The organism is Vibrio celticus, from assembly GCF_024347335.1.
In the GTDB taxonomy this organism is placed as follows: domain Bacteria; phylum Pseudomonadota; class Gammaproteobacteria; order Enterobacterales; family Vibrionaceae; genus Vibrio; species Vibrio celticus.
On the sequence record NZ_AP025464.1, the window covers coordinates 430,187 to 455,699 of the forward strand.

Sequence of the window (25,513 nt, forward strand, 5' to 3'; positions counted from 1 at the left end):
TAATCCACTCAGCTTGGTTCGAAAATCAGCTTAAATAGTGAGATGTGTGACCATTTCGTTATAAATACTTACTATACTGATGGTTATGGTGGCGACTCATCATTTTTGTGTATAAGTAGTAGGGGTTACAAGGAGTTAACTATGAATGTGAACCATACAATGAGCCCGGTTCGTAAGGCTGTTTTAGGACTTTTAGTACCATTGATTTACACATCCAGTGTAATGGCAACGGAAAGTGCGTTCGAAATTACTCCTGATGCAGGTGTAACACCTTATATTGTGAATGGCAGTGATGCTTCAGTGACGGAATTCCCTTCAATGGCGAGTTTGTTCATTGACCGTATTGATTATGATGGTGTCTACTCAACAGGGCCTTACTGTGGAGCAACAATTTTAGATAACTATCATGTATTGACTGCTGCACACTGTATCTATGGTGACGACAACTCGCAGTTATTTACGGTGGTTGTCCCTCAATTAGAAGACACTTCTTTATTTCCTAACGGCGGTATTCAGAAAGTACGGGTATCAGAAGTTTATTACCGAACTGATTATTCAAATAGTATTAATCAACTTTTAAGAAATGATATTGCGATTTTGAAATTAGAAGCTTCTCTCAACCTGCAATCTTCTTCTGAAACTGTTATCCCTCCATTTGATACATATCTTGATTCTGCTTATGATTTCGTTGCTGTTGGCCATGGCGACATAGAATCTGATGTTGAAGGAACAACATTGCTACAGCAAGTTGACCTTACATACGTTGATACACCTAACTGCATAGCAGTGTTCGGTTCTTTCGTTACTGACAAACAAATTTGCTTTAATGGTGATGGGCCTGATAATAAGTTGTACGGAGGCACTTGCCAAGGAGATTCGGGTGGCCCGGTATTTTGGAAAAATGGCTCTACTTATGAACAAGTAGGCATCACAAGCTTTGGACCGACTACTTGTGGTGCGGGAATTGGTGTTACGTCAGTATTTACAGAGATATATGACTATAAAGATTGGATAACAAATGTGACTAATGGAGTAATCGATAGCGCAGAAACTGTTCAGCTTTCTGCGACGGAAGCTAAACGAATAGCTTACGCTGGCACTAGTTCATCTGGTTCAAGCAGCGGTGGTAGTGTTTCATTTGGATTGCTCGGCATGCTGATGTTGCTTGCAGGCTTGAGATCTACTCTATCACGCAGAACTTAATGTAATGTGTAAGTCGACATGATGTCTCTGGATATCGTCGACTTACCTGTTGTTCGCTTTTTCTCTCGACTATGCACCATCCCCAGATGGTAGCTCAAACCTTCTCTGTTAGTTCAATTCTAGGGTCGATTTCCTGCCGTATTTCTCAATGATCTCATCGATCTCTTTAACAGTATCGTTAATTGTCTTGATACCACTCTTTACTATCTGTTTCTCTGTTGAATTGAGTGCTTCAAAAGCTTGCTTCATTTCCTTGTCATCTAGCATACTCTGGTGAAGTAATACTTCTTTATAAGTTAGAAGCCTATGTTGTATTGCTCTGATCTCACTTAGCGCATACTTTGATTTTAAAGCCTGTTTGATACAAGAAAAAGCCAATTCATATTGACTCGCAATTTCCCATTCGACATTTTTGTTATTCGCAACTTGCAATTTTAACTACTTCCCAATACTCGAATATTCAAGTTTTTAGACTGCTCGTACATCACGGTTAATGTGTGAAGGTTTATGAAACATAACGCTTTTTATAGGGCGAATAATATGCCTTTGATAGCTTATGTAAACTGTTGTTCGTCAATATGGTTTGTTTCTTGCTTAAATTAGGTCATAACTGTCCATTTAGGAATAGATAATGTCTCAAGAACCTATCGTGATAGCGCTGATTGAACGTAGAAAACAAGCCAATTTATCGCAAGAAAAATTAGCTTTCAGTTCTGGAATGAGTTTAAAAACGTACCAACGTATCGAGCGCGGTGAAGCGGATATCAAAATGTCTCAATATCGTTCGATTATGAGAACCTTGAAAGTAACGGATTTGGATGTCGTTCTTGATGTTGTTGGGGCATCTCAACCGACAAAGGCAGACGTAGCCGCGGCGAGTCGCTTGTTAAGCAGTGAAGAAAGAATGTTGTTAATCAAACTGATTTTGTCTGTCAAAAAGCAGCAGTAGTGTCGGTTTAGTTATTCTTAAGGAACGTTGATTTACTATGTTTAGATATTCAATATTAGTGATTGTGTTGATGGTTCGATTTACTTGAATAAACAGAGCTGTGCTGCAGTAAAGTGGTGTTCTATAGACGGCTTAGAATCGCCTAACTTACTCTTCCACGGAGTTGTTTTGTTGTACTTCTTTGCTTCTTACTTTCCAAACGTCTCTTTTGAGAGCCACGCGTCGGCTTAGTTGCTCTTCTGACTTTTTGCACTTTAGTCGCCTCCAAGATCAACTCCTTCAAACGCAATAGGGCATCATCTCGATTTTGTTCTTGAGTCCTATACTGTTGAGCTTTAATGATAATCACGCCATCTTTGGTGATGCGGTTATCTTTATGTGCTAACAGTTTTTCTTTATAGAAATCAGGTAGTGTTGAGTGGTTAATGTCAAAACGCAAGTGTATCGCGCTGGATACTTTATTGACGTTTTGACCGCCAGCTCCTTGTGCTCTGATCGCAGTTAACTGAATTTCCCAGTCTTGAATTGAAACAGAGTTTGAGATTTGTAACATAAACATCCATTTTGAACGGTAATATGGGGTCATGATACTGAATATTGGTTATGGTATCAGTAACTTTCTTAAAGAGTGGTAGTAGTGATGAAAATAGATTTGGCTGCATATGAAGGACTAATTTTTGATATGGACGGTACGCTGATCGATACGATGCCTGCCCATGTACAAGCATGGCAAAAAACGGCAGAGCAGTTCGGCTTTCATTTTGAGGCATCTTGGCTGCACAGTTTAGGCGGGATGCCTAGCTATAAAATAGCAGGTGAAGTGAACAGTAAATATGGCTTATCGCTTGACCCACAGGCTGTATCTACTTTTAAGATGGCTTCATTTGCGGCTATTGAAGACAAAGGCGATATTATTCCTTGTACGCATTCTTTGTTGTTAGAACACTTGGGTAGTAAGAAAATCGCTGTAGGGACGGGGAGCCAACGTAAAAGTGCCGAGCAATTGTTAGAGAAAACCGATATTCTAAACAAGCTTGATATTTTAGTGACCGCCACGGACGTTAAAAATCACAAGCCAAACCCAGATACATTCCTTGATGCTTGTTTTGGAATGGGTTTGAAGCCGGAACAGTGTGTTGTGTTTGAAGATACAAATCTTGGTAAGCAGGCAGCTCACGCGGCGAACATGGACTGTATTCTTGTGGTCGAAGGGAATCACTTAGAGTTTTATCCTGCGCCAAGTTGAATGAATTACTAATAGGTGGGCAAGCGCTTTGGTTAACAACCTAAAGGAACGGCCTTGATTTTCTGTTAGGCGATTTCACTCATCTCACTGTCTAGGAATAAACATACGTTGTTTCGACCCGCAGCTTTCGCTTCGTATAGGGCAAGATCAGCACACTTGTAATTGAGGGCAGGGTCGTTCGTTAGGTTGGTAATTCCACCACTAATGGTAACGACGTTGTCCAGTTCGATGCACACAGCGATTCTTAAACGGTTGAGTACGTATTCTGCTTCTTCGGTTGTGGTATGCGGCAGAATGATGCCAAATTCTTCACCGCCGATGCGCGCAACAACATCGGTTTCACGGCACTCACGTTGTAGTACCTGAGCGACTGTTTGAATGACGCGGTCACCGTAATCGTGCCCAAACCTGTCATTTATACGTTTGAAGTGATCAATATCTAAGATCGCCAAGCAAGATTGCTCTCGGGTTGGGTAACGGTTGACACGGGAACATTCATCGCGAAGTTCAAGATCGAATTTACGTCGATTCCAACACTCTGCTAGTGCATCTTTTTCACTCAGGTTTCGCAGCCTTTTCTCAAGTTCTTTGTGTTTACTGATATCAACAAAAGACGCGACATAAAATTGGATGACACCTTTAGAATCTTTAATGGTCTGAATTCGAAGTATTTCAGTAATTAAGGACCCGTCTTTGCGACGATTGACTACTTCACCTTCCCACATGCCTTTTTTCTGAATTACGCTCCACATTTTAATGTAAAACTCTTGATTATAGCGTCCAGAAGCAAACATTGATGGTTGGCGGCCTTTTACATCTTCCAGTTCGTAGCCACTGACACGAGTAAACTCTTGGTTCACCTTGATGATTCGGTTGTTTCTGTCGGTGATAACCAATGCAGACATACCGTTCATTGCTGCCTTGGCTAATTGGCTTTCAATACTATTTTTTTTATGGTTTATATTCCAAAGCACGAAACCGATTGAAATCATTGATATTAATACAACTAAAGTAATCGTCTGAACCAGGATTGAGTGTTGCTCTCGTTGGTATTGACTGTTTACTTGCTGATTTTTTATATGAAGAACCATATAAATAGGCCCTTCAAACTGTTTTATTTTTGGACTAATGTTTGAATGGAAATACCAGTTTTTGCCATCAAAATAGCTTGAAGAGCGATCATCTTGAATCGCTCGCCAAAGTTCTGGATAAAGCTTGGCGTAAGTTTTATCAGCACGAGATTCAATAAGGTGTCCAAATGATTCTTCAATATCGGGCCCCATGATGACATGTCCCGTTTGGCTGAGTATGACGGGAACAGCATACGATGTGCCGATTTGATACAGAAGGCGGTCGTATATTTCAAGCATGTTTAGGTTGGCAATAAAATATCCGAGAATACGGTTGCCTGAAGCAACTGGCGTCATTATTCGCAGTGCTGGGATCAGTGGGTGGACGATCTCACCATTTTCAATCTCCAGATCAATCCCATTAGAGCTAACTTCTCCAATTTTTAACTGCTGAAGTGTTTTAAAGTAACCACGAGCTGATTTGTCTTGTAACTTGTTATTTGGAACTATCTTTGCTTTTTTATTGTTGTAATTTATACGAAAAACTTCATTACCCTCTAGATCGAGATAGCGAAGTTGAGAGTAATATTGTTGGCCACGAGCCAGCATTACCCAAAGATCTTCTAATGTTTCTCTATTGATAGTTGAAGGCTCTTCAATTGCGCGTAGCAGTGTCCGTGAATCGGCAATGGCAGGAACAGAGTTTGAGATTTGATCGACAATAACAGCAAGCTCATTGAAGCTATATTCGATTTGATTTTGGCTAGACTGTTTAATATTTAACGCGTGCTGAGCCTCGACCCTATCAAGCTCGGAGTTAATATAGAGGGCAGGGACTAATCCTAGCGCAAATAAGGTGCACAGAAATTGACTGATTAGCTTTTTTATACTCGTATTCATCGCTGTCCTTAAAGAATCAGCGCAATACTATATATTTTATAGGGTTTTTAATGTGATCTTGACCCAGAACTTAAAACAAGATTTGCATATTATTATGGTTTTAGTGCAACTTTTTGAAATTGGGGTTGCTAATTGATTGATTAAGTAATAATAAACAACGCTAAATGATGCCTACTCGTAACAGGCTAATTCGTTAGATGGCGAGTAGGCAAATCGTTGATGAGCTTCTCAATTGAACTAAGATATTGTATTGATTAACTTAACCCGATGATGTCCCCTTTGTCATCAATATCCAACGACATAAATGCAGGTTTATCAGGTAACCCAGGCATGGTCATCACATTGCCACACAAAGCATAAATAAAGCCCGCACCAGCACACAGTTTTAATTCTCTAACAGGAACGTCAAAATGAGCCGGCGCCCCTTTTATGTGTGCTTCTGTCGAGATAGACAACGGCGTTTTTGCCAAGCAAACCGATAGGCCGTTAAAGCCGTGTTTGTTAAATTCTTCAAGCTGTTGTTTCGCAAGAGCTGATAATGTAATGCTTGATGCCCCGTAGCCAACTTCAGCAACTGCCATCAGTTTCTCTTCCAAACTCTGTTCAGATTGATACAACGGCTTGAACTCATTGTTATCTTGGCAAGCTTTTACGACGGCATGCGCTAGTTGAGTGGCACCTTCACCGCCTTTGCCAAATGCTTCGCTTATTTCAACGCGAACACTTGGGTCAAAATCGATGATCATCTGTTTTAAAGCGTTTAGCTCTTGAATTGAGTCTTGTGGGAAGCGGTTGATTGCAATGACAATGGGTACGCCGTATTGCTTGACGTTGTTGATATGCCATTTAAGGTTTTCAAAGCCTGCTATCAGCGCGTCTTGGTCATCACTAAAAATTGAATCTGGTAAGGGATTCCCTGGTCTTAAATCGTATAATCCAGAGTTCGCCTTTAAGCCGCGTAATGTTGCAACGACAACTGCGCAGTCAGGTTTCTTGTTCGACGCCTTCACTTTTATGTTGCACGCTTTTTCAAAGCCCATATCTGAGCCGAACCCACCTTCAGTTACAACAAAGTCACTAAGCTTCAATGCTATTTTATCGGCAATGATGGATGAGTTGCCATGTGCAATGTTTGCGAATGGCCCAGCGTGAATTAACGTAGGAACGCCTTCAAGGGTTTGCATCAATGTTGGTTCAATAGAATCCTTCATGGTCACGGTCATTGCGCCTGCAACGTTGAAGTCATCTGCAGTTAACGGCATGCCTTGTTTGTTGTAGGCAAGTACCACTCGTCCGATACGCTTTCTTAAATCTTGAAGGTCATTGGCTAGAGCAAGAATGGCCATTAGCTCAGAAGCGGCTGAGATATCAAATCCATCTTCGCGCTCAAAGCCATTAATTGTTTTGTCTGCTTCGTTCTTGCCAACCGTGATCATGCGTAATGCGCGATCATTATGGTCAAGTACACGTCGCCAAACGATTCTGCTTGGGTCGATATTCAATGCTTTTAAGCCTGAGCGCGTTTCAAAGGCGTCTAACCCTTCACGCTGTTCATGATACAAACGTGCATCAATGGCGGCGGAGGCGAGGTTGTGAGCGGCCGTAACAGCATGAATATCGCCCGTGAGATGCAGGTTTAATTGTTCCATAGGGGCAACTTGAGAGTAACCACCACCCGCAGCGCCGCCTTTTACGCCAAATACCGGGCCCATTGAAGGCTGGCGAATGCAGGCCATTGCAGATTGGTTAATCTTTGCGAGGCCTTGTGCTAATCCGATAGTAGTGACGGTTTTGCCTTCACCAAGAGGTGTAGGTGTGATCGCCGTGACTACGACTAATTTACCATCTTGTTGGTTGGCGAGGCGTTCAAGTGATGTGAGAGACACTTTAGATTTGAATTGCCCTAATGGCTGATGTTCGTTGTGGTGCAGGCCAGCTTGCTTGGCAACCTCACTGATGTTTTTAAGGGGAGTAGAGCGACAAATATCAATATCAGACAGCATATTTGATCCTTATATCAGAACCGAAAGGTGGTACGTAAACGTTTGCGTGGCGATAGTACTGTATAAATTTGCCAAGTAAAGGCAAACCACACGAATTATGTGCTGGAAGATAACAGATCTAAAGAGTCATTGCGCGAGATCAAATCTTAAACGAGCAAAATATTCGATCTGATTACCTTCAGCTGCAATTATATTGGCGTTGAATACAAAAAGGGCTGCATATAGCAGCCCTTCAAGGAATAGGTAATCTCACTTGGCGTTAACCTTTAAGAGGTAACTGCCTAATATGGTCGATTAACGATCCCAGTATGTTTCTTCTAAGCTATCTTCGCGTTCAGGTAGTGCACGAGAAAGGCGAGGAGAGTGCTGAGTCAACACTTCGTAGCTTACACGGTTTGCGTACTTACAAATTTGAGACAGTGAAGAGTACGTCAGACAAGCGTGCTCGTGTTTCTCTGAGTTTGGTACATTCACGTGGTGGTAGCTGTTTGCTGCCATGTCGTGAAGTAGTGCTGAAAGTGCACCATCGCCAGCGCCGTTGGTGTTCTTAATCTCAAGCGGGCCACCTAGGTAAGGGCCAATGTGAGAGTACACTTTTACTGGGTCTTTACAGTCTTGCTTACGCATCGCACGGCTGAATTCGTATTTATTGAACTCAGGGATATTACCCGGTAACAATGGCAGTGTGGTTTCGCGTTTCGCTGGTTCGTCAGTGTAACCTGCCATGTATAGACCAATAGGGCCTGCAGTACATAGAACTAGGTCAACCCACTCAAGTGCCTTGTTAGCAGCTAATAGAGGATCTTTTTCACCCGTTAGTGCTTCACCTTCGTCTTCGTTCATCGCGACGATGGTTACGTTTTCTTTCAGGTATTCTTGCCACCATTCAGCGTTGCCTTCGATCACATACTTAGTACCAAGTGTTAGTACGACAGGCACATTGTGCGCTTTCGCGTATTCAATCGCTTTTTGTACCGCTTTTGGCATCGGATCTTCAGGTTTGCCACGCATTAGGTATGACGACACAACCAATGCAGAAGCTTTCTCGAACACTTTTTCAGGAATGCTTTCTGGAAGAAGTTGGTTCATGTGGCCTTCGTTGATTGCAAACGTACGTTCGCCATCTTCAGAAATCAGCGTGTAACAACGACCAATTGGACCATCAACAGTTTGAAGGTGGTTTAGATTCATACGAGAAGAAGTGCGGCAAAGGTAACGATAACCAAATGAGCCAACTTCAATCTTCTTAGACATTACGCCAAGCAGGACAGATTTGCTGTCCGCAAGTACGGAATAGTTGTGCAGTGTGTTGCCGATAGTATCGCCAGGGTATTGATGCGTGATCAAACCGCGCTCAACTAACTCTTCATACAGCGCATCTGCTTTACTTTCTTCCAATACCAGTGAGTGACCTTTACTCAGCTCGTATTTTTCTAGGAACTCGTTGTCAACACGGGCTTCGATGTCAACAATCGTTTGGCCAACACCCACAATCGTTGCGCGGTGAAGCTTAGGCGTTTGTTGAATTTGGTTGACCAACGGATCACGTGCGTGAGTTGGAAAGTAGTGCTTAGATTTACGCTGTCCAGGAAACTTCATATGAAAAATACAGTGAAAAAATTTTGCCGCATGATATCACATTTTGTTTCTGTTTCTTTCATTTTTATTACATTTTGAATCACCTGCACAATGTCTGTACAGGTGATTCAACTAACTATATGTTTGAAACTACTCGGTTGGCTGTACTAACGTCGCTGGATCAACGTAAGCCTCTGTACCCCATAGTGGAACAGTTGAAAGGCTGTGTTTGAAGCTACCTTCTGTTTCTTTGGTGGTGTAAGACAAGTAAAGCAGCGACTGATTCTCTGCATCGTAGATACGACGAACCTTCATTGTTTTAAAGAAGATACTTTTCGATTGCTTGAATACCACTTCGCCAGACTTACTCTTGTCTATTTGAGCAATCATTTCTGGTGTAATTTCACCTGTTTGACGACAAGAGATAGAGCTATCACTTGGATCAGAAAGGCTGAGGTTTGCTTCGATTGATGCGATATGACAGGTAACACCCGCGATCTTATCGTCATCTAATGAAGACATCTTGATATCCTTCATTGTGAAGAAACCCAGTGAGACGTCGCCAACCTCGTTGTCCGAACAGCCAGCTAACATTGTCACGATACCTGCTGCTATTAAGGCTTTTTTCATAAGAAGTCCTTTTTATTTATATAGTTCTGTTTACTATAAGGATATTGAAAGCTTGGATACGAGTGTAGAGCTTTTCGTTAAGTTCTTAAAGGATGTTGTTGGATAATGAAAAATATGAAGCATTTAAAGTACTTGTTGGCCTTGGTCATGCTCTGTATGCTCTCTGCTTGTAGCTCGGCACCTCAGCCGACCGTATGTCTTCCAAATAACTGCGATATTTGGGGATACTAACCGTAGGTACTAAAAGAATGAATAACGAAATACCTGAAATTGCACACAAGAAAAACCAATGGCTATTTAGTCAGCTCGATATTGCTTACCCCGCAAAAGAGAGCCTCCTCGGCCGTGAACTTTATCAAAGCAAACTCCCATCCAAGACATACCAACTCCTAGCACAAGATCAAACTCCTTCCCAAATTGATGAACTTCATAAAGTCGATTTCCATAAATTGACCGTGCTATTTTCACTCAACCAAGCAAGCGTTTACCAAGATGAAACGGAAAGGGCACACATGCTTGAGTTCCTGAGCCAAATTATGCTTTCTGACGATCATGTCTTATATATTGGTACTCAAAACGGTGAAGTTGTGGTGAGCGCTATCGTCACAGAAGCGGATGGTTGCCTATTGATCTCGGATGTCGTTGCTGGGAATGGTCAAAGTATCAACAACTTTGCTAAGCAGTTACACGATTTTTGGGCACAAGATCATGCTTCTTGCGATAAAGTGTGGATCGAGAATTAAAGATTCTTTGACAAAGCGTTAATCTAAGTACAATACCCCGTCTTATTTAAAGGGTATTGTATGTACAAGCTATTGATATCAATCGCTGTATTATGTGTTAGCGCTTATTCTTCACTCAGCTTTGCTAACGACTGGGATATAAAACGCATCCTAGTTTTACACTCATACGAACCTTCTTATCAATGGACTGCTGACTTCCAGAAAGGGATAGACAGTGCGTTCAGCCAGTCTCAAACCGAAGTTAAACTCTCAATAGAGTATTTGGATTCAAAGCGTGTCCACAGCCCAGAGTATTACGACTCTCTCGCGAACTACTTACGTGCGAAATATGCAGGTTATAAGTTTGATGGCGTAATTGCGACGGACGATAACGCGGCCAATTTTCTTGAATCTCTGCCTAATTTGATTGCTCGCTCAACACCTGTCGTTGCAGCCGGGATCAATGATTTCAGCACCGACATGTACGCGGTTTCTGACCGAGCAACCGTGCTTTATGAAAACGATCAGATAGACGTTAATATTAAGCTGATCTCCAAATTAAGACCTAATCTAAAGAATCTCTATTTTGTAAATGATTACAGTGTCACGTCTGAATTGATTCATAAAGAAATGAATAAAATGATGGCTGAATTTCCAAATATCAATCTCGTAGAAATTCGCGACTTGTCGCTGGAGCAAACGAGCCAGTTTTTGGAAGGGATCTCTGCGGACGATGCGGTATTGCTCAGTCATTACAACACAGAGTTGAAGCAAGGGGTTTACCACACTTACCAAGAGATTGCGGATACGTTGTCAAAAGCGAGTGCCGCTCCGGTGTTTGCTTTGTGGCAGTTCTATATTTCGGGTGATGTACTCGGTGGCTACGTTAATCACTCACAAAGCATGGGTGAAGAGGCTGTCGATGCGTTGGATAAATACCTTCCTCTTGGGTTTACGACACCGTTAACTCCCGGAGGCAACAAACGTTTTGTATTCAATTACCCTGCAATGAAGCGATACGGGATTAGTGCAAACGCGTTACCTGATGAAGCGGTTTTCATTAATGAGCCTTCGTCCTTTATTCGCAAAAACTTCCAGTTGTTATTGGGGCTGTCGATGGTGATTGCGGGGTTAAGCCTGATCATCTTGATGCAATTCGTTACTCTGCGCCAAAAGAAAGAGTTGGCGAATAAGAACAAACGAATCTTAAAGCTTCAGAAACAGACCTTGAATATCCAAAAGGATATGATTCATGTTCTCGGAGAAGCAATTGAAACCCGCTCTGGCGAAACAGGTAATCACGTTAAGCGTGTAGCCAAGCTGTCTGCATTGCTAGCGAAGTATCGTGGCTTGAGCCATCGTGAGGTCGAGATGATTGAGATCATCAGCCCAATGCACGATGTGGGTAAGATTTCTGTCCCTGAATCGATCTTGGATAAACCTGGGAAATTAACCGACCAAGAGTGGGAGGTGATGAAGCTTCATACTACGGCTGGCTATAACTTACTAAAGAGCGGAGCGGGTGATATTACCAACCTCGCAGCAATCATTGCTAACGAACATCACGAGCGTTGGGATGGTGCTGGATACCCGAATGGCAAAGTGGGTGATGAAATACACCTGTTTGCTCGTATCACCGCCGTAGCCGATGTATTTGATGCGCTGCTTAGTGCGCGTTGCTACAAAGAACCGTGGCCATTAGAGATGGTGGTTGACTTGTTCGAGCGGGAGTGTGGCTACCAGTTTGACCCTCAGCTAACTAAATTGCTACTGACGCACTTACCCGAGTTTGTTGCTATCCGAGATTCGTATCCCGATACTGGTACTGTAGAATATGCGTCTTCACCTTCGATTGAAGCTAAGGTCTTAGAAGAGTCGGTTGTTAACTAATTGCCGCTCTATCTGAGTAGCCCATAAGCCATGTTTTTTATCTATTCATCACGATCCGGCTAGAAAGTAGTGATTTATATTTTCCCCTGAAATTGAGTTGCTTATGTAAACCTCGCAGTATTTGATTTCGTAGAATCTGGGTTAATTTGATGAAAACTGTTGCTTATGCCGAGCGATAAAGTGATCAACTCCATATTTCGCGAAGAGAAATAAGCCTGTATCTGCAAACTGTTACCTCAATCATCTCGCGCATTGAAAGAACACTATAGGATAAAACTTGGATTCAATCTGAGTGAGATACCTATGCGGTTAGAACAGACTAAATGTGTGATTTTCGATTGTGACGGAACACTTATCGATAGTGAAAAGCTGTGCTGCCAAGCTTTGGTGAACGTTTTCACTGGCTTTGGGGCAGAGTTAAACGTCAACGACTGCTATGCGCACTTTCAAGGCGGGAAGCTAGCCGACATCTTAATGGATACACAAGAACGTCTTGGGTTATCTATCTCGATTGATACACTTGAGCCGTTATATCGCAATGAATTAGAAGCACTGTTCCAGCGTCATTTAAAACCGATGGACGGCGCTATCGAACTTATTGAATTCCTCAAACAACAAGACATCGAGTTTTGTATCGCTTCCAATGCACCGAAATCTAGAGTTGAATCTTCATTGGCGATGACAGGCATGCTAGATGACTTCAAAGGCAAAGTGTTCTCAGCTTTTGATGCTAACAGTTGGAAGCCAGAGCCTGATCTAATTATGTACACGGCCATGAACATGGGCTTTCTACCGAATGAGTGCATCTACGTGGATGATACGTTGAAAGGGATTGAGGCTGGTGTTCGCGCGGGTATCCAATCGTTTCGATTACGCCCGAGTATTGATGAAGCAATCGTAGATCCCGAAGCCGACTCAGCAGAACTCGCGGCTCAGGATATCTACAGTTTAGAAGAAATTTCAGTTTGGATTAATGGCAAGCACTGCTCAAATGGTGGTATATCGAATTCTGCAGCTTTGGTGGGGTAGAGCTTAATTGAAGGCTGACTACCTTACTAAATTGTTTGGTATGGAAACCGCAAGATGCACAAGTAAACTTCTCTCCACTTTCTGAAAGCAGATACTCGTCGTGTTGGCACAAAGGGCATGTAATGTCGTCGGTGTTTGGTGTTTCTGTTTTATTCATTATGTGTCACCTGCAGCAAGAGGGTAAGCGAAAAAAGACCCGTTCAATTAGATTACTCCTAAGCTCGAATATTAGACAGTTCTGACACTTCTTAATCTCTCCTTTGCGACTTGCTTCATGGTAATTGATAATGTCATCGTTATTGACCATGGTTCTTGTAATGTTATTAAACAAAAGCCAAAAAGAAAGGACCCATTACGAGTCCTCATTAGTTTGTTTTCAATTCACGCCGCTAGTTCGCCAGTTGAGCCTTAAGTGCGGTAGCGTGCCAACGTCTGAGACAGAGAAACCGACGCTTCTGTTAGCCTAGATACGCCATTTGAAGAATTCTGAGCCACGTCTTTAATCACATCGGATTGGCTTCGAATATCGTTAAGTTCTGCTGCAATCGTATTGGCAACGTTACTTTGCTCATCGGCTGATGTTGCGATTTGGATACTCATGTCCATTAGTGCTTGAGCTGAATCTGCAATCGAGTTTACGTCGTGACCAATGTTTGAAATCAACTGGCTACTGGTTTGTGCTTGGTCAACCGTCTGTTCGGTGATCTTCGCGATATTTTGGCTCTCTTGCTGTAAGCGTTCAATCATCGCTTGGATTTCTACTGTAGCCGACTGAGTGCGGCTTGCCAGTGTTCTTACTTCATCAGCAACAACAGCGAAACCACGGCCTTGTTCGCCCGCACGAGCGGCTTCAATCGCGGCATTCAAAGCAAGTAAGTTAGTTTGCTCTGAAATAGCGTTGATCGTCGTGATGACTTCGTTAATTTGGCTTGTATTCACATTCAAGCTAGTAACAGAAGATGAGGTTTGCTCAATCAAAGAAGAAAGGGTGGTGATTTCTGAGATGGCCTGTTGAACCTTCGCGTGGCTATCGTTGATTTGCTGCGCGTCTTGCTCTGTTTGTTCAGTTGAGCGTGCAGAGATGTTAGATACTTCATTTGCCGAAGCTGTCATCTGATCCATTGCTGTCGCTACAGAGTCTAGAGAGGCGTTTTGGCTCATGATTTGTGTTTCGCTGCGCTTCATCTCTGTTTCGAAAGAAGCCGATGTTTCGCTTAGTGTTGCTGCACTGTGGTTTACGTTGTTGACTAACTCACTAAGCGTGTCCATTGAACGGTCAAGCGCACAACCAATCGTGCCGAACTCATCACGGCCAGGGTGGAAGCCAAGGCGTGATGTTAAGTCACCATCACCAATCTTTTGAGTCGTTGAATAAAGAACCCAAAGTGCGCCGCCTAGGAAAGTCGCTACCCAGTAACAGAAAAGACCAAAAGGCACACACCACAAGAAGCTAAGTAATAAAGTGTAAAGTGCTTGCTGCTTTTGATTCTGTATATCGTTAGTTGAAACGGTAAGTGAGTAGTAGTTGCCATCCTGTGCGAGTGCTGTGGCAGTCACAGAACCATTATTTGAAATAGTGGTTTGTTGAGCGCGAGTTTGCTGGCTAACAGAGCGAACAGATGCAGGGGAGTCTGATGCTGATAAAATGCCTTGCAGTTGATACTCGACCTGCTGTTTTGCAGTTACGTCAATGTGTTCCGTTTTGTTGACGTAGTTCAGTCCAGCTAGGCTTGCCAGAGCGGCAAAAAAGATTAAGAAAATGACCCAAAACTTGTCGTTGATCGACATCTTGATAAACAGTTTGTCTATCGTTCGAAATTGTACTTCTTTCATAAAAACTCCACGGTAAATCCTTTACCGTGGACTCTAAATAACCGACCTCAATAAAAATGTGACTTCAATCGACTAATTGTGAAAATTAATGATAGTGACATGTTATTTATGAGATCTGGATCAAGTAAATTAGTTCTGTATAGGTTTATTAGCCCAAAGAAGGCAGTAACCCTACTGAAATAAGAACTTGAATGGCAATGATAAATACGCCAATGCTACCTGCTAAAAACAACGCTTTGCTACCGCCTAACACTTGGTAACTGGCTTCTGAAGATTGAGGTTTGACAGAGAAATCAGTGTAACGAACCTTGTAGACCATCACTGTTGGTAACAGAATCGCGAGCACTGAAAGTGCAATGGCTGCGTAGCCTAAAGCCATGATGAAGCCTTGTGGGTAAAATAAGGCAAAACCCAGTGGCGGTAAGAAGGTGATAGCAGCTGTCTTAACACGTTTTGCGTTATCTAGTTTCTTGCTCAGTGAGTCGCCCATGAATTCAAATAAGCCCAAGCTCACCCCAATAAAAGATGTCAGCAGTGCAAGGTCCGCGAATACACCGACGATCACGCTTAGGTTGGATTGATGAACCGTTTGCGATAGTGAGACTAATAGCGCGCCCAAACTTGTATCAGATAGTAATTGCTCTTGGCTAATCACACCCAAAGTAACACTTTGCCAGAAAACGTAGATAACCAGAGGCAGTGCCGAGCCAATAATCATTACCTTACGTAAAGAACGAACGTCACCATCTAGGTATCGAACAATTGATGGGATGCTGCCGTGGAAACCAAAAGAGGTAAACACAACCGGAATCGCCGCAACAATCAGGCCTTGCTGTAAAGGCATGCTCATTAAGTATTGAGAGGTAATGTTTGGCGCTAGGAAGCTAAGTACCAACACCATTGCGATAAGCTTTAAGCCAAATAAAACGCGGTTAACTTTATCAACACTGTGTGTACCAATCGTCACAACACCGGCAACTAATAGGGTAAATAGAAGCGTGGTGATTTGAGCATTGAGTTCGATACCCGCGATATCCGAAATTCGTTGGTTAAATTGCGCACCGCCGCCAGCTATGTATGCCGCACACAGAGCGTAGAAAAGAAACATCACCGCGAAGCTCGCAATCCACTTTCCTTTTGTCCCTAAAATGGTATGAGCTAACGTGTGTAGGGTAGCGTCAGATTCTGCGAATTGGTGAAGCTCTACCATTAATAGCGCAGTAAAAGCCATTAACGCCCATAAACCCAGCATCAAGAAAAGTGAAGTTGAAAAGCCAATACCTGCAGAAGCAAGTGGAAGAGCGAGCATGCCAGCACCAATGGTTGTGCCTGCAATGATCAAAGTACTACCAAAAACCTTTGATTTATTCATTGTATATAATTCTTTACGTTAGGGTGTGTTTTCATTGTAATTCTTCTAGCTTAAGCGCATAAACCCAAAGAATATCTCGATTTTGAAGTATTCTGATTGAGTTTAATTCCAAATGCAATGCCTAATGTAATTAAAAACATCCACTGTAAATTAATTTTTACATTGAAGGGGCGTGGCAGCATTTAAATGAGTAAAGCAAACGTTTGACCATGACCGGCTTCAAAATTTATAGAGTAATTTGTTGTACTTGGTGTAAGGTGGCAGTACATATGTCGTTCGCGTATACCCCTTTAGCGTAAAAAAGCGTAAATGATCGCGAGTAGCTTTAAGCTATGAATATGGAATGGGTAGAGTAGAGTGCGTTCATCAAAGTGACATAATATAAGTCCAAGATGGTGCACTAGTTAATAGGACATCATGTCCACATCAAGGAATAGAGGGGGCACAATGAGTGACCAATCTTATAATGACGAAAGTCTAGAGTTGTTAGATGCTATGGAAATTGGCATTGATTTGTCTGACTATGAACAGACAGTGAAACAGTTAGCAGAAGAGCTTTTCAAGTCTTCGAACTAAGCTTTAAGATCTTTAATTCAGTTTCAACCGAAACGTTTTAAAGCTAAAAGTTTTCTTAGCTAAAGCTTCTCAAAGCAAACAATTCTAAACTGAGCAAATCTTATTCGCTCACACGTCATACCAAAACTATCCTCATTAAAGTTCGCGAAGACAAACGAGTGCGTTTACCATGTTACTTAGTTCTCGATACTTTAATGAGGTTCAATGAACTTTCTCGCACACCTTCACATCGCCAAGCACTGTGACAGCAACTTAGCAGGTAACCTGTTGGGTGATTTTGTTAAAGGCGACCCTAACAAACACTATTCTGATTCCCTTTCTGACGGTATTAGGCTTCATCGATTTGTTGATAGCTATACTGATCGCCATGATGTATCTCGTTCTGCAAAATCACTTTTCTCAGACCAAACACGACGCTTTGCGCCTATCGCACTCGATGTATTTTGGGATCACTGCTTAGCTAATCATTGGGCTCAGTTTTCACAGCAGACATTAGAACGTTTTTGTTTCGATAGCCATGAGCAGATCTTTGAACATCAAGAGCCACACTGGCCAGAAAATTTCGTTATGGTTCATCAGAAAATGGCTGAGCATCGATGGTTAGAGAGCTATCAAGACATGTCATCAATAGAGGTGGTATTGCAGCGAATGGCGTTGAGAAGGCCCAAGCTCGGTATGCTCGAGGCATGTTACGATGACCTCGAACGTCACTATGATACGTTGCAGTGTCACTTCAATGAGCTTTATCCCAATGTTTTAGAGGAAGCTAAGCAGTTTAATGCGCTTCAAATGAAGAAAAATCAAAAGGAAAGGTAAACAGCGTAATGCAGGTTTGCTACAATCCGCGCCTATTTAATCTTTGAGCATCATACTATGTCTGAATCTACAAAATCTTTTAACCAACTAGGATTATCTGAGCATCTTCTTGCCACGTTGTCTGAGCTTAATTTTACGGCTCCTACCAGTGTTCAAGAACAAGCGATTCCATTGGTATTAGAAGGCAAAGATGTACTGGCTGGTGCTCAAACGGGTACAGGTAAAACGGCTGCGTTTGGTTTACCGATTATTCAAAGATTAATCGAGACGAAAGACAACGTTATTCCGAACCCTAAGCTCGTTCGTGCGCTTGTATTAGTACCAACTCGTGAGTTGGCACAACAGGTTTTCGATAACTTAACTAGCTACGCAAAGGGCACCGACATTAAAGTCGTGGTGGCTTACGGCGGCGTTAGCATGAAGGTGCAAACTGATAACCTACGCGGTGGCGCAGATATTCTTGTCGCGACGCCAGGTCGCCTTATTGATCACATGTTCACTAGAAACATCATGTTGAGCCATACGGAAGTACTGGTACTGGATGAAGCTGACCGTATGTTAGATATGGGCTTCATGCCTGACATCAAGCGTATTCTTTCTCGCATGAACGAAGTGCGTCAAACTCTGTTCTTCTCTGCAACGTTTGATAACAAAATCAAAGCGATTGCACACCGTATGATGCAGAAGCCGAGTGAAATCCAAGTTACTCCAAAAAACAGCACCGCTGAAACCGTAACACAGATGGTTTACCCGGTAGATAGGTCGCGTAAAAGTGAGCTATTAGCGTATTTGATTGGTTCAAAAAACTGGCAACAAGTGTTGGTGTTCACTAAGACTAAGCAGGGCACCGATGCTCTCGTTAAAGAGCTTAAGTTAGACGGCATTAAAGCGGCATCAATCAATGGCGATAAGAGCCAGGGTGCGCGTCAAAAAGCACTAGACGATTTCAAGTCAGGCAAAGTTCGTGCGTTGATCGCAACCGACGTGGCAGCTCGTGGTATTGATATTCAGCAGCTAGAACAAGTTGTGAACTATGATATGCCATTCAAAGCAGAAGATTACGTTCACCGTATCGGACGAACTGGTCGTGCGGGCAACAGCGGTTTAGCGATCTCGTTGATGAGTCAGGACGAAGCCTACCTACTGGGTGACATTGAACGATTACTTGATACGCGCTTGCCTCAAGAGTGGCTAGAGGGCTTTGAACCAAGCCTTGAAAAAGATCTAGCGCCCGACCGTGGTGGTCGCAGCAAAAGCCGTTCATCAGAAAAACGTAAGATGAAAGCGAAGCTTAAGATTCACCAAAACCGCGGTAAAGCACGTCGTTAACAAGCTGGACAAAGCTCCAGTTTAAAGATCTATACATATAAAAATGCGCCGTTACAGTGACTTCTGTAACGGCGCGTTTTTGTATCTTATAAGCTCATCATGGGTATGAACCCGATTAAGCTTTATGTTCCTGGTTACACTTCCATTCACATGGCACTTCATAAATCAGCTCTTCAATCGAGGTTGGGTTTAGAACCCACTCTTCATCAATATTGAACTTGCTGACCATCTGCGTGTTGAAAAGCTGCCAATGCTTAAGTAGAACATCTTCAGGAGAGGTGACCATATCGCCTTCATTCCAAGTGCTTTCCATAAAGGGAGTGAGGCATACAGCGCCGTTTGCGTACATGATCATTTGCCATTTAACTTCGTAAATGTTGATCATTTTGTCTGGGTTAGCTGTATTGTACTCAGCGGCAAGGCCGTTAATCTCTTTTTCAACATCGCCGACATTGTCGATGAAGTAATCAACAAGGTTGTCTTCTTGGCGAACAGAGTCTGAAATAAGCTGCATTGGCCTACGTGAGTGAATCATGTTGGTGAACAGACGCATGCTAAACAGGTAGATAGCGATATTTGGCGCAACATCTTTTGGAAGCTCTTCCATAATCTTACTGATGTAAGACTGAAAATAATCGTGCAAACAATCACTTATCGCATGCCAAATCTTTTCTTTGCTACCAAAGTGATGACGGATAAGGCTATGTGATACGCCTGCTTTTTCACTGATGTTTCGCAGTGATACACGATCGTAGCCAAAGTCACAGAACATGTCTGCGGCAACGCTCATGATCAAAAAACGCGTCTCTTCGGCGTCTTTTGCACTTCTTCTACCTTGCTTCTTTTCGGTCATCTTCATTTCACATAATTACCTGATTACCACATTCTACACTGTTTTTACTGAAATAAAAAATACTGCACAAGTGGAAAGTAAAGCTTGAGAATTATTTAATATTAAATATACTGCCCACCTGTGTAATAAATCATAATAATTTAACGGAGAGACATCATGCAGTCCAATTTGTCTATCAATGCCATATCGAGCAAGCGCATGGGAGCTGTTATTGCAGCACTATTGCTCGCAGGCTCTCTAACTGGATGTGACAAAGTTCAGTCAGAGGAAAATGAGCAGGTAATCAAGCCAGTCAAGCTGTTCGAAATCCCGCAACAGACTGATATCGATCTTGATAGCTTCATTGCAAAGGTTGATGCAACCGACCGTGCGGCACTTTCTTTCCAAGTGGGTGGAGATATAGAAACCTTCGATGTTCGTATGGGACAAGAAGTGAAGAAAGGTCAGGTGTTAGCCGTATTAGACGCAACGGATTACCGTATTGCCGTTGATGCAGCCCAAGCTAAATTTGATCTGGCGAACAGCCAATACAAACAAGCTTCTGAGTTGTATGCGAAAAAACTGGTCAGTACCGATTACTACGACCAAGCCGTGAACACCTTTACTGCCGCTGAAGTTGAGTTGGACCAAGCAAAAACAAACCTTGGCTACACTACCTTAGTTGCTCCATTCGATGGCGTGGTATCGATGGTGTTTGGAAAGCAATATCAATTGATCGCAGAAAAGCAGCCTGTACTGAATATTTTGAATCACAGTGAAATGGATGTGACGTTTTCCATTCCAGTATCAAAGCTTGAAGACCGTTCTATTCAAGACCTAACGAGCTCAAACATGTGGGTTGTGATGGACAGCCACCGCGGCATTCGTATCCCGACTCGCTTTAAAGAAATCTCAACGCAACCAGATGAAGACACCAACAGCTACCAAGCGGTTGTGTCTATCGAAAAGCCAGAAGGCATCAATCTACTTTCTGGTATGACAGCGCAAGTTGAAGTTCAGAAGAGTAAATCTGACTACGGCATTGGTATTGTGGATTCAGCTTGGTTAAACAAAGACGCAGGCCATGGTGAACTATGGCGTTATAACCCTGACTCTCAACTGATTTCAAAAGTACAAGTCCTTCTAGATGAGCAAGGCAAGGTTATCGACGGATTGTCGTCTGGCGACCTTATCGTTGAAGCAGGTGTGGATGTGTTATCAGACGGACAACAAGTAAAAGCTTGGCTTCGTGAGGGCGGTATTTAATGAACCTTTCAAAATTATCAGTTGTTGTCGCGTCGGCTCTGTTACTTCAAGCCTGTAACAATGAAGCTGTACACCGTGACCAACCGCCTTTGTTGGTTTCTACCTTTGAAGTTGGCGCGCCGCTGACTAATCAGTTCAGAAGTTTTAATGGGCAGGTGATGCCGGCTGAATTGACTCCCTTGGCATTTAAGTTGGCAGGCGAGATTCAACAAGTATTAGTCGAAGCGGGCGATAACGTCGAAAAAGGGCAGTTATTAGCCACCTTAGATAACGCAACGTATGTCCAAGATCTGACTGACGCTCAATCTCAATTCAAACTGGCGAGCAAACAGTTGGCCCGTGGTACTGAGATGTTTGGTAGCGAAATGTTATCGCAATCAGAACACGACCAACTGACGGCTAACTACAAGCTCGCATCGGCGAATTTGGCGGCGGCGAAACGCAAGCTAAGTTACACAGAACTTTTAGCGCCGTTCTCAGGAACAGTTTCAACTGTCGATAAGCAACGGTTCGAAAACACGACGCCTGGAGAAACACTACTGAGTGTGTACCAGAACGACAAGGTGTATGTGCGAATTCAAGTATCAGATTCGATCTTGGCGTCAATTAGCCCAGACATGCGTTCAAATAGCTATCGTCCTGAGGCGACCTTTGGCGGTCACACAGGCCAGTATCCACTGACGTATCTTGAACACACCAGTGAACTGCACCCACAATCCCGTACCTACGAGTTTTGGATGCAGATGCAGCAGCCTGAAAGTGAAATTCTGCCGGGCACGAGCGTTACGGTGAACGTGGATATGGCGAAAGCCGGCTTGAGCGATGTTCAAGGCTACCAGTTACCAATGACAACACTAGAAGCGGGCTCTGAAGCGAATCAATTCTATGTGTGGAAAATGGAAGACGGGCAAGCATTCAAAAGCGAAGTAGAAGTCGACAAGATCAGTGGCCAAGGCGCATTAATCGCTCATGGCGTTGAGCAAGGTGATCGACTCGTAAACTCGAATCTAAGAAAACTCCGTGACGGAATCCAATTGTCAGGAAAAGCAGAATGAACATCGCAGAATATTCAATAAAAAACAAAGTAATCAGCTGGCTGTTTCTAGTCATTTTAGCCATTGGCGGTGTATCGTCTTTTGGCAACCTATCCCGTTTAGAAGACCCAGCTTTTACCATTAAAGATGCAATGATTATTTCAACTTACCCTGGCGCTACGTCAATGGAAGTTGAAGAGGAGTTGACGTATCCACTTGAAAAAGAGATACGACAACTGCCTTATATCGACAAGATTACCTCAACCTCGTCGAATGGCATGTCTCAAATTATGGTGAGTATGAAGATGGACTATGGTCCGGATGAGCTTCCTCAAATATGGGATGAAATGCGTCGCAAGATCAACGACCTACAGCCAACGCTACCAAGTGGTGTTAACTCTGTTCAGATCATCGATGATTTTGGTGATGTGTTTGGTGTGATGATTATGCTTACTGGGGATGGCTACGATTACGTCGAGCTCAAACAGTATGCTGATTATCTCACACGCGAAATCGAACTGGTTGAAGGCGTAGGCAAGGTAAGTATCGCAGGCGACCAACAAGAGCAATTGTTCGTTGAGATGTCACTTGAGCGTTTAGCGGCGTTAAACCTAGACATGTCGACAGTGACATCATTGCTCGCACAGCAAAACAGTGTGGTATCGGCTGGTGAGGTAATGCTCAATGGTCAAAGCCTAACCATCAAACCGAACGGCACGCTAAGTACAGTTGAAGAGCTAGAAAACTTAATCATTCATGGCCGAGATACGGGTAACCTAATTCGCTTAAAAGATGTCGCTGAGGTCACTCGCGGAATCCAAGAAAAGCCTGGTAACGTATTAACTTACAATGGCAAACCAGCAATCAACCTAGGCATTGCGTTCTCATCGGGCGTAAACGTGGTGGAAATCGGTAATGCGCTTGATGCTGAACTTGATCGTTTAGAAAGCATTAAGCCAGCTGGTGTTGAGTTGAATTACTTCTACAACCAAGCACAAGAAGTGGACAAGTCTGTTGCTGATTTCTTGATCAGCCTAGTGGAAGCGGTGGCAATTGTTATCATCGTACTTCTGTTCGCGATGGGCTTACGCAGTGGTTTGATCATCGGTTTAGTATTGCTACTGACAGTGTTCGGTACGTTTATCTTGATGGACTACAACGATGTTGAACTGCACCGTATCTCGCTGGGTGCTTTGATCATCGCGCTAGGTATGCTGGTGGATAACGCGATTGTAGTCGTTGAAGGTATTTTGGTTGGCTTGAAGAAAGGCAAAACCAAGCTTCAAGCAGCAAAAGACATCGTCAAGCAAACACAATGGCCACTGTTAGGTGCGACCATTATCGCTATCACAGCGTTTGCACCGATTGGTTTGTCGAAAGATGCGACAGGCGAGTTCATGGGTTCGCTGTTCTGGGTACTGTGTTTCTCACTGTTTTTGAGTTGGGTAACCGCACTAACACTAACGCCATTCCTTGCCGAGATGTTGCTTAAAGAAGAAGACAAGGTTGATGAGAACGAAGACCCATACAAAGGCATCCTGTTTGTTGTATTCGGTGCGTACCTGAAAGTAGCACTTCGATTTAGATGGCTTACCGTAGTCACTATGGTTGTGCTATTAGCAGTTTCTGTGGTCGGTTTTGGTATGGTGAAGCAGCAGTTCTTCCCGCCATCAAACACGCCAATGTTTTACGTAGACATGTGGATGCCAGAAGGCACCGATGTTCGTGAAACGATCAAGCAGACAGAAAAAGTTGAAAGCTACATTCGCCAGCAAGACGACGTTGAGTTTGTGACAACAACGGTTGGACAGGGCATGCAACGTTTTGCGCTGACATACCAACCAGAGAACAGTTACGAAGCGTATAGTCAACTGCAGGTGCGAACGACTGATCGAGACACCATGTTTAAAGTCCTAGAAGGGCTAGACAAAGACTTGGCCAATAAATTTGAACAACCTACGTTCCAATTTAAACTGATTGAGTTTGGCCCGTCGCCAGCTTCAAAAATCGAAGCTCGCATTAGCGGTGCAGACCCGCAGATCCTTCGCAGCATTGCGGTTGAGGTAGAAGATATCCTGTTGGCGGACCCTGGCTCTCGAAATGTACGTCACGACTGGCGTGAACGCACCAAAGAGATCGTGCCACTGTTTAACGAATCAAAGGCACGTCGCCTTGGCATTTCAAAGACAGATCTGTCTGAGACACTACAGATGGCGTTTGGTGGTTACAACATCGGCTTACTGCGTGATGGTACACACATGTTACCTATCGTGGCACGCCTGCCTGAAGAAGAGCGTTTTGACTTTGAATCACTAAACAATGTGAAGATCTGGAGCCCATCACTGCAAACCTACATTCCTGTAGAACAAGTGATCGATGGGGTTGAGCTTCAATGGTCTGAGCCACTGATTCAACGTCGTGACAGAAAGCGTACGTTAACGGTTCTGGCTGATCACGATGTATTGGGTGATGAAACACCAGCTAGCTTGTTTGCTCGCGTAAAACCAAAGGTTGAAGCACTCGATTTACCAGCAGGTTACAACATTAGTTGGGGCGGTGAGTACGAGAGTTCTAAAGATGCACAAGAATCTCTATTTGGTTCACTGCCAATGGGTTACTTGCTGATGTTTATCATCACTATGCTTCTGTTTAACTCGGTTCGTAAGCCACTTGTGATTTGGTTTACGGTGCCACTGTCTATCATTGGTGTTTCAATTGGTCTGTTAGGTACTAATATGCCATTCAGCTTCACTGCGTTCTTAGGTCTATTGAGTCTAAGTGGCATGATTTTGAAGAACGGTATCGTACTGCTTGACCAGATCAACAGTGAGCTACAAACAGGTAAAGACCCATATTTAGCGGTTGTCGACAGTGCGATCAGTCGTGTGCGACCGGTATCTATGGCAGCACTAACAACTATCTTGGGCATGATTCCCTTGGTATTCGATGCATTTTTCGGCTCGATGGCGATTACCATCATGGCAGGCTTAGGCTTTGCTACCGTACTAACGCTAATAGTAGTACCAGTGATGTTCGCTATTCTATATAGAATCAAACCGTCCACTGCGGGTTATTAGGGATTGATATAAAACAGATTCTTTTAAGCCAGCCCAGTCAAATTTGACTGGGCTTTTTTATACGTATTGTCCCGTCCTGAAATGTCTTAACAAGTGAAAGTGGCAAGAGGGTACGAATAGATAAGCATTAAAAAGCCGCTACCCAATGGGCAAGCGGC

Annotated in this window: 21 protein-coding genes; 12 read left to right on the forward strand and 9 right to left on the reverse strand. The window is 43.2% G+C overall.

Features of this window, described 5'->3' with window-relative positions; genetic code table 11:
* Positions 1-141 precede the first annotated feature (141 nt).
* Positions 142-1,203, forward strand: a complete 1,062-nt coding sequence (locus tag OCV19_RS17965) for a S1 family peptidase (protein WP_065675376.1) — start codon at positions 142-144, stop codon at positions 1,201-1,203.
* A gap of 108 nt (positions 1,204-1,311) precedes the next feature.
* Here the strand turns inward: OCV19_RS17965 and OCV19_RS17970 are convergent, their stop codons facing one another.
* Positions 1,312-1,635 (reverse strand): hypothetical protein, encoded by a 324-nt coding sequence (locus tag OCV19_RS17970; protein WP_065675375.1) that lies wholly within the window; start codon positions 1,633-1,635, stop codon positions 1,312-1,314.
* A 199-nt stretch (positions 1,636-1,834) separates the two neighbouring features.
* Between OCV19_RS17970 and OCV19_RS17975 the strand changes: the two genes are divergently transcribed.
* On the forward strand, positions 1,835-2,152 hold the full coding sequence (locus OCV19_RS17975; RefSeq protein ID WP_065675374.1) for a helix-turn-helix transcriptional regulator: 318 nt from the start codon (positions 1,835-1,837) through the stop codon (positions 2,150-2,152).
* Positions 2,153-2,294: 142 nt separating this feature from the next.
* Here the strand turns inward: OCV19_RS17975 and arfB are convergent, their stop codons facing one another.
* Positions 2,295-2,705: an alternative ribosome rescue aminoacyl-tRNA hydrolase ArfB gene (arfB, locus tag OCV19_RS17980; protein ID WP_016768716.1), complete on the reverse strand. Its 411-nt coding sequence runs from the start codon at positions 2,703-2,705 to the stop codon at positions 2,295-2,297.
* An 87-nt stretch (positions 2,706-2,792) separates the two neighbouring features.
* Here arfB and OCV19_RS17985 point away from each other — a divergent pair, with 87 nt between their 5' ends.
* Entirely contained in the window at positions 2,793-3,398 is a 606-nt protein-coding gene (locus OCV19_RS17985; RefSeq protein WP_016789846.1) for a beta-phosphoglucomutase family hydrolase, read from the forward strand.
* Between the two features lie 65 nt (positions 3,399-3,463).
* Here OCV19_RS17985 and OCV19_RS17990 read toward each other — a convergent pair whose 3' ends face one another.
* The 4 genes from OCV19_RS17990 to OCV19_RS18005 form a co-directional block, all read right to left on the reverse strand.
* On the reverse strand, positions 3,464-5,368 hold the full coding sequence (locus tag OCV19_RS17990) for a sensor domain-containing diguanylate cyclase (protein WP_065675373.1): 1,905 nt from the start codon (positions 5,366-5,368) through the stop codon (positions 3,464-3,466).
* Between the two features lie 254 nt (positions 5,369-5,622).
* The gene (locus OCV19_RS17995) at positions 5,623-7,371 is read right to left on the reverse strand and encodes a formate--tetrahydrofolate ligase (RefSeq protein WP_065675372.1); all 1,749 of its coding nucleotides are present in this window, start codon (positions 7,369-7,371) and stop codon (positions 5,623-5,625) included.
* A gap of 294 nt (positions 7,372-7,665) precedes the next feature.
* Positions 7,666-8,970 (reverse strand): inosine/guanosine kinase, encoded by a 1,305-nt coding sequence (locus OCV19_RS18000; RefSeq protein ID WP_017064646.1) that lies wholly within the window; start codon positions 8,968-8,970, stop codon positions 7,666-7,668.
* Positions 8,971-9,099: 129 nt separating this feature from the next.
* Positions 9,100-9,579, reverse strand: coding sequence for a CreA family protein (locus tag OCV19_RS18005; protein WP_017064645.1), 480 nt, complete (start codon positions 9,577-9,579; stop codon positions 9,100-9,102).
* Positions 9,580-9,827: 248 nt separating this feature from the next.
* On the opposite strand from OCV19_RS18005, the gene OCV19_RS18010 reads away from it, so the two are divergent.
* The 3 genes from OCV19_RS18010 to OCV19_RS18020 all read left to right on the forward strand — a co-directional run bounded on the left by OCV19_RS18010 (position 9,828) and on the right by OCV19_RS18020 (position 13,220).
* Positions 9,828-10,322, forward strand: a complete 495-nt coding sequence (locus tag OCV19_RS18010; RefSeq protein WP_065675371.1) for a hypothetical protein — start codon at positions 9,828-9,830, stop codon at positions 10,320-10,322.
* 60 nt (positions 10,323-10,382) lie between these two features.
* Positions 10,383-12,191 (forward strand): HD domain-containing phosphohydrolase, encoded by a 1,809-nt coding sequence (locus OCV19_RS18015; RefSeq protein WP_065675370.1) that lies wholly within the window; start codon positions 10,383-10,385, stop codon positions 12,189-12,191.
* A gap of 303 nt (positions 12,192-12,494) precedes the next feature.
* Positions 12,495-13,220, forward strand: coding sequence for an HAD-IA family hydrolase (locus OCV19_RS18020; protein WP_065675369.1), 726 nt, complete (start codon positions 12,495-12,497; stop codon positions 13,218-13,220).
* 408 nt (positions 13,221-13,628) lie between these two features.
* Here the strand turns inward: OCV19_RS18020 and OCV19_RS18025 are convergent, their stop codons facing one another.
* Together OCV19_RS18025 and OCV19_RS18030 are read right to left on the reverse strand one after the other, a co-directional pair.
* Positions 13,629-15,053 (reverse strand): methyl-accepting chemotaxis protein, encoded by a 1,425-nt coding sequence (locus OCV19_RS18025; protein WP_065675368.1) that lies wholly within the window; start codon positions 15,051-15,053, stop codon positions 13,629-13,631.
* A gap of 148 nt (positions 15,054-15,201) precedes the next feature.
* Positions 15,202-16,425 (reverse strand): aromatic amino acid transport family protein, encoded by a 1,224-nt coding sequence (locus OCV19_RS18030; RefSeq protein WP_065675367.1) that lies wholly within the window; start codon positions 16,423-16,425, stop codon positions 15,202-15,204.
* 447 nt (positions 16,426-16,872) lie between these two features.
* On the opposite strand from OCV19_RS18030, the gene OCV19_RS18035 reads away from it, so the two are divergent.
* The 3 genes from OCV19_RS18035 (at position 16,873) to OCV19_RS18045 (ending at position 19,146) form a co-directional block, all read left to right on the forward strand.
* Positions 16,873-17,001 carry a hypothetical protein gene (locus tag OCV19_RS18035; RefSeq protein WP_017059831.1) on the forward strand — a complete coding sequence of 43 codons (129 nt, stop codon included), beginning with the start codon at positions 16,873-16,875 and terminating at the stop codon, positions 16,999-17,001.
* Positions 17,002-17,205: 204 nt separating this feature from the next.
* Positions 17,206-17,817 (forward strand): acyl carrier protein phosphodiesterase, encoded by a 612-nt coding sequence (locus OCV19_RS18040; RefSeq protein ID WP_065675366.1) that lies wholly within the window; start codon positions 17,206-17,208, stop codon positions 17,815-17,817.
* A gap of 57 nt (positions 17,818-17,874) precedes the next feature.
* The gene (locus OCV19_RS18045) at positions 17,875-19,146 is read left to right on the forward strand and encodes a DEAD/DEAH box helicase (RefSeq protein WP_065675365.1); all 1,272 of its coding nucleotides are present in this window, start codon (positions 17,875-17,877) and stop codon (positions 19,144-19,146) included.
* 115 nt (positions 19,147-19,261) lie between these two features.
* On the opposite strand, the gene OCV19_RS18050 is transcribed toward OCV19_RS18045, so the two are convergent.
* A complete protein-coding gene (locus tag OCV19_RS18050) occupies positions 19,262-20,005 on the reverse strand; it encodes a TetR/AcrR family transcriptional regulator (RefSeq protein WP_065675364.1) in 744 nt (247 codons plus the stop codon).
* A gap of 150 nt (positions 20,006-20,155) precedes the next feature.
* Here OCV19_RS18050 and OCV19_RS18055 point away from each other — a divergent pair, with 150 nt between their 5' ends.
* Genes OCV19_RS18055 through OCV19_RS18065 form a run of 3 tightly spaced genes read left to right on the forward strand, consistent with a single transcriptional unit; the run spans position 20,156 to position 25,355 of the window.
* Positions 20,156-21,244 (forward strand): efflux RND transporter periplasmic adaptor subunit, encoded by a 1,089-nt coding sequence (locus OCV19_RS18055; RefSeq protein ID WP_048612522.1) that lies wholly within the window; start codon positions 20,156-20,158, stop codon positions 21,242-21,244.
* Entirely contained in the window at positions 21,244-22,299 is a 1,056-nt protein-coding gene (locus OCV19_RS18060; RefSeq protein ID WP_065675363.1) for an efflux RND transporter periplasmic adaptor subunit, read from the forward strand. Before OCV19_RS18055 ends, OCV19_RS18060 begins: the two co-directional genes overlap by 1 nt.
* Positions 22,296-25,355: an efflux RND transporter permease subunit gene (locus tag OCV19_RS18065; RefSeq protein WP_065675362.1), complete on the forward strand. Its 3,060-nt coding sequence runs from the start codon at positions 22,296-22,298 to the stop codon at positions 25,353-25,355. The genes OCV19_RS18060 and OCV19_RS18065 overlap by 4 nt, the downstream gene beginning before the upstream one ends.
* The last annotated feature ends 158 nt before the right edge of the window (positions 25,356-25,513 follow it).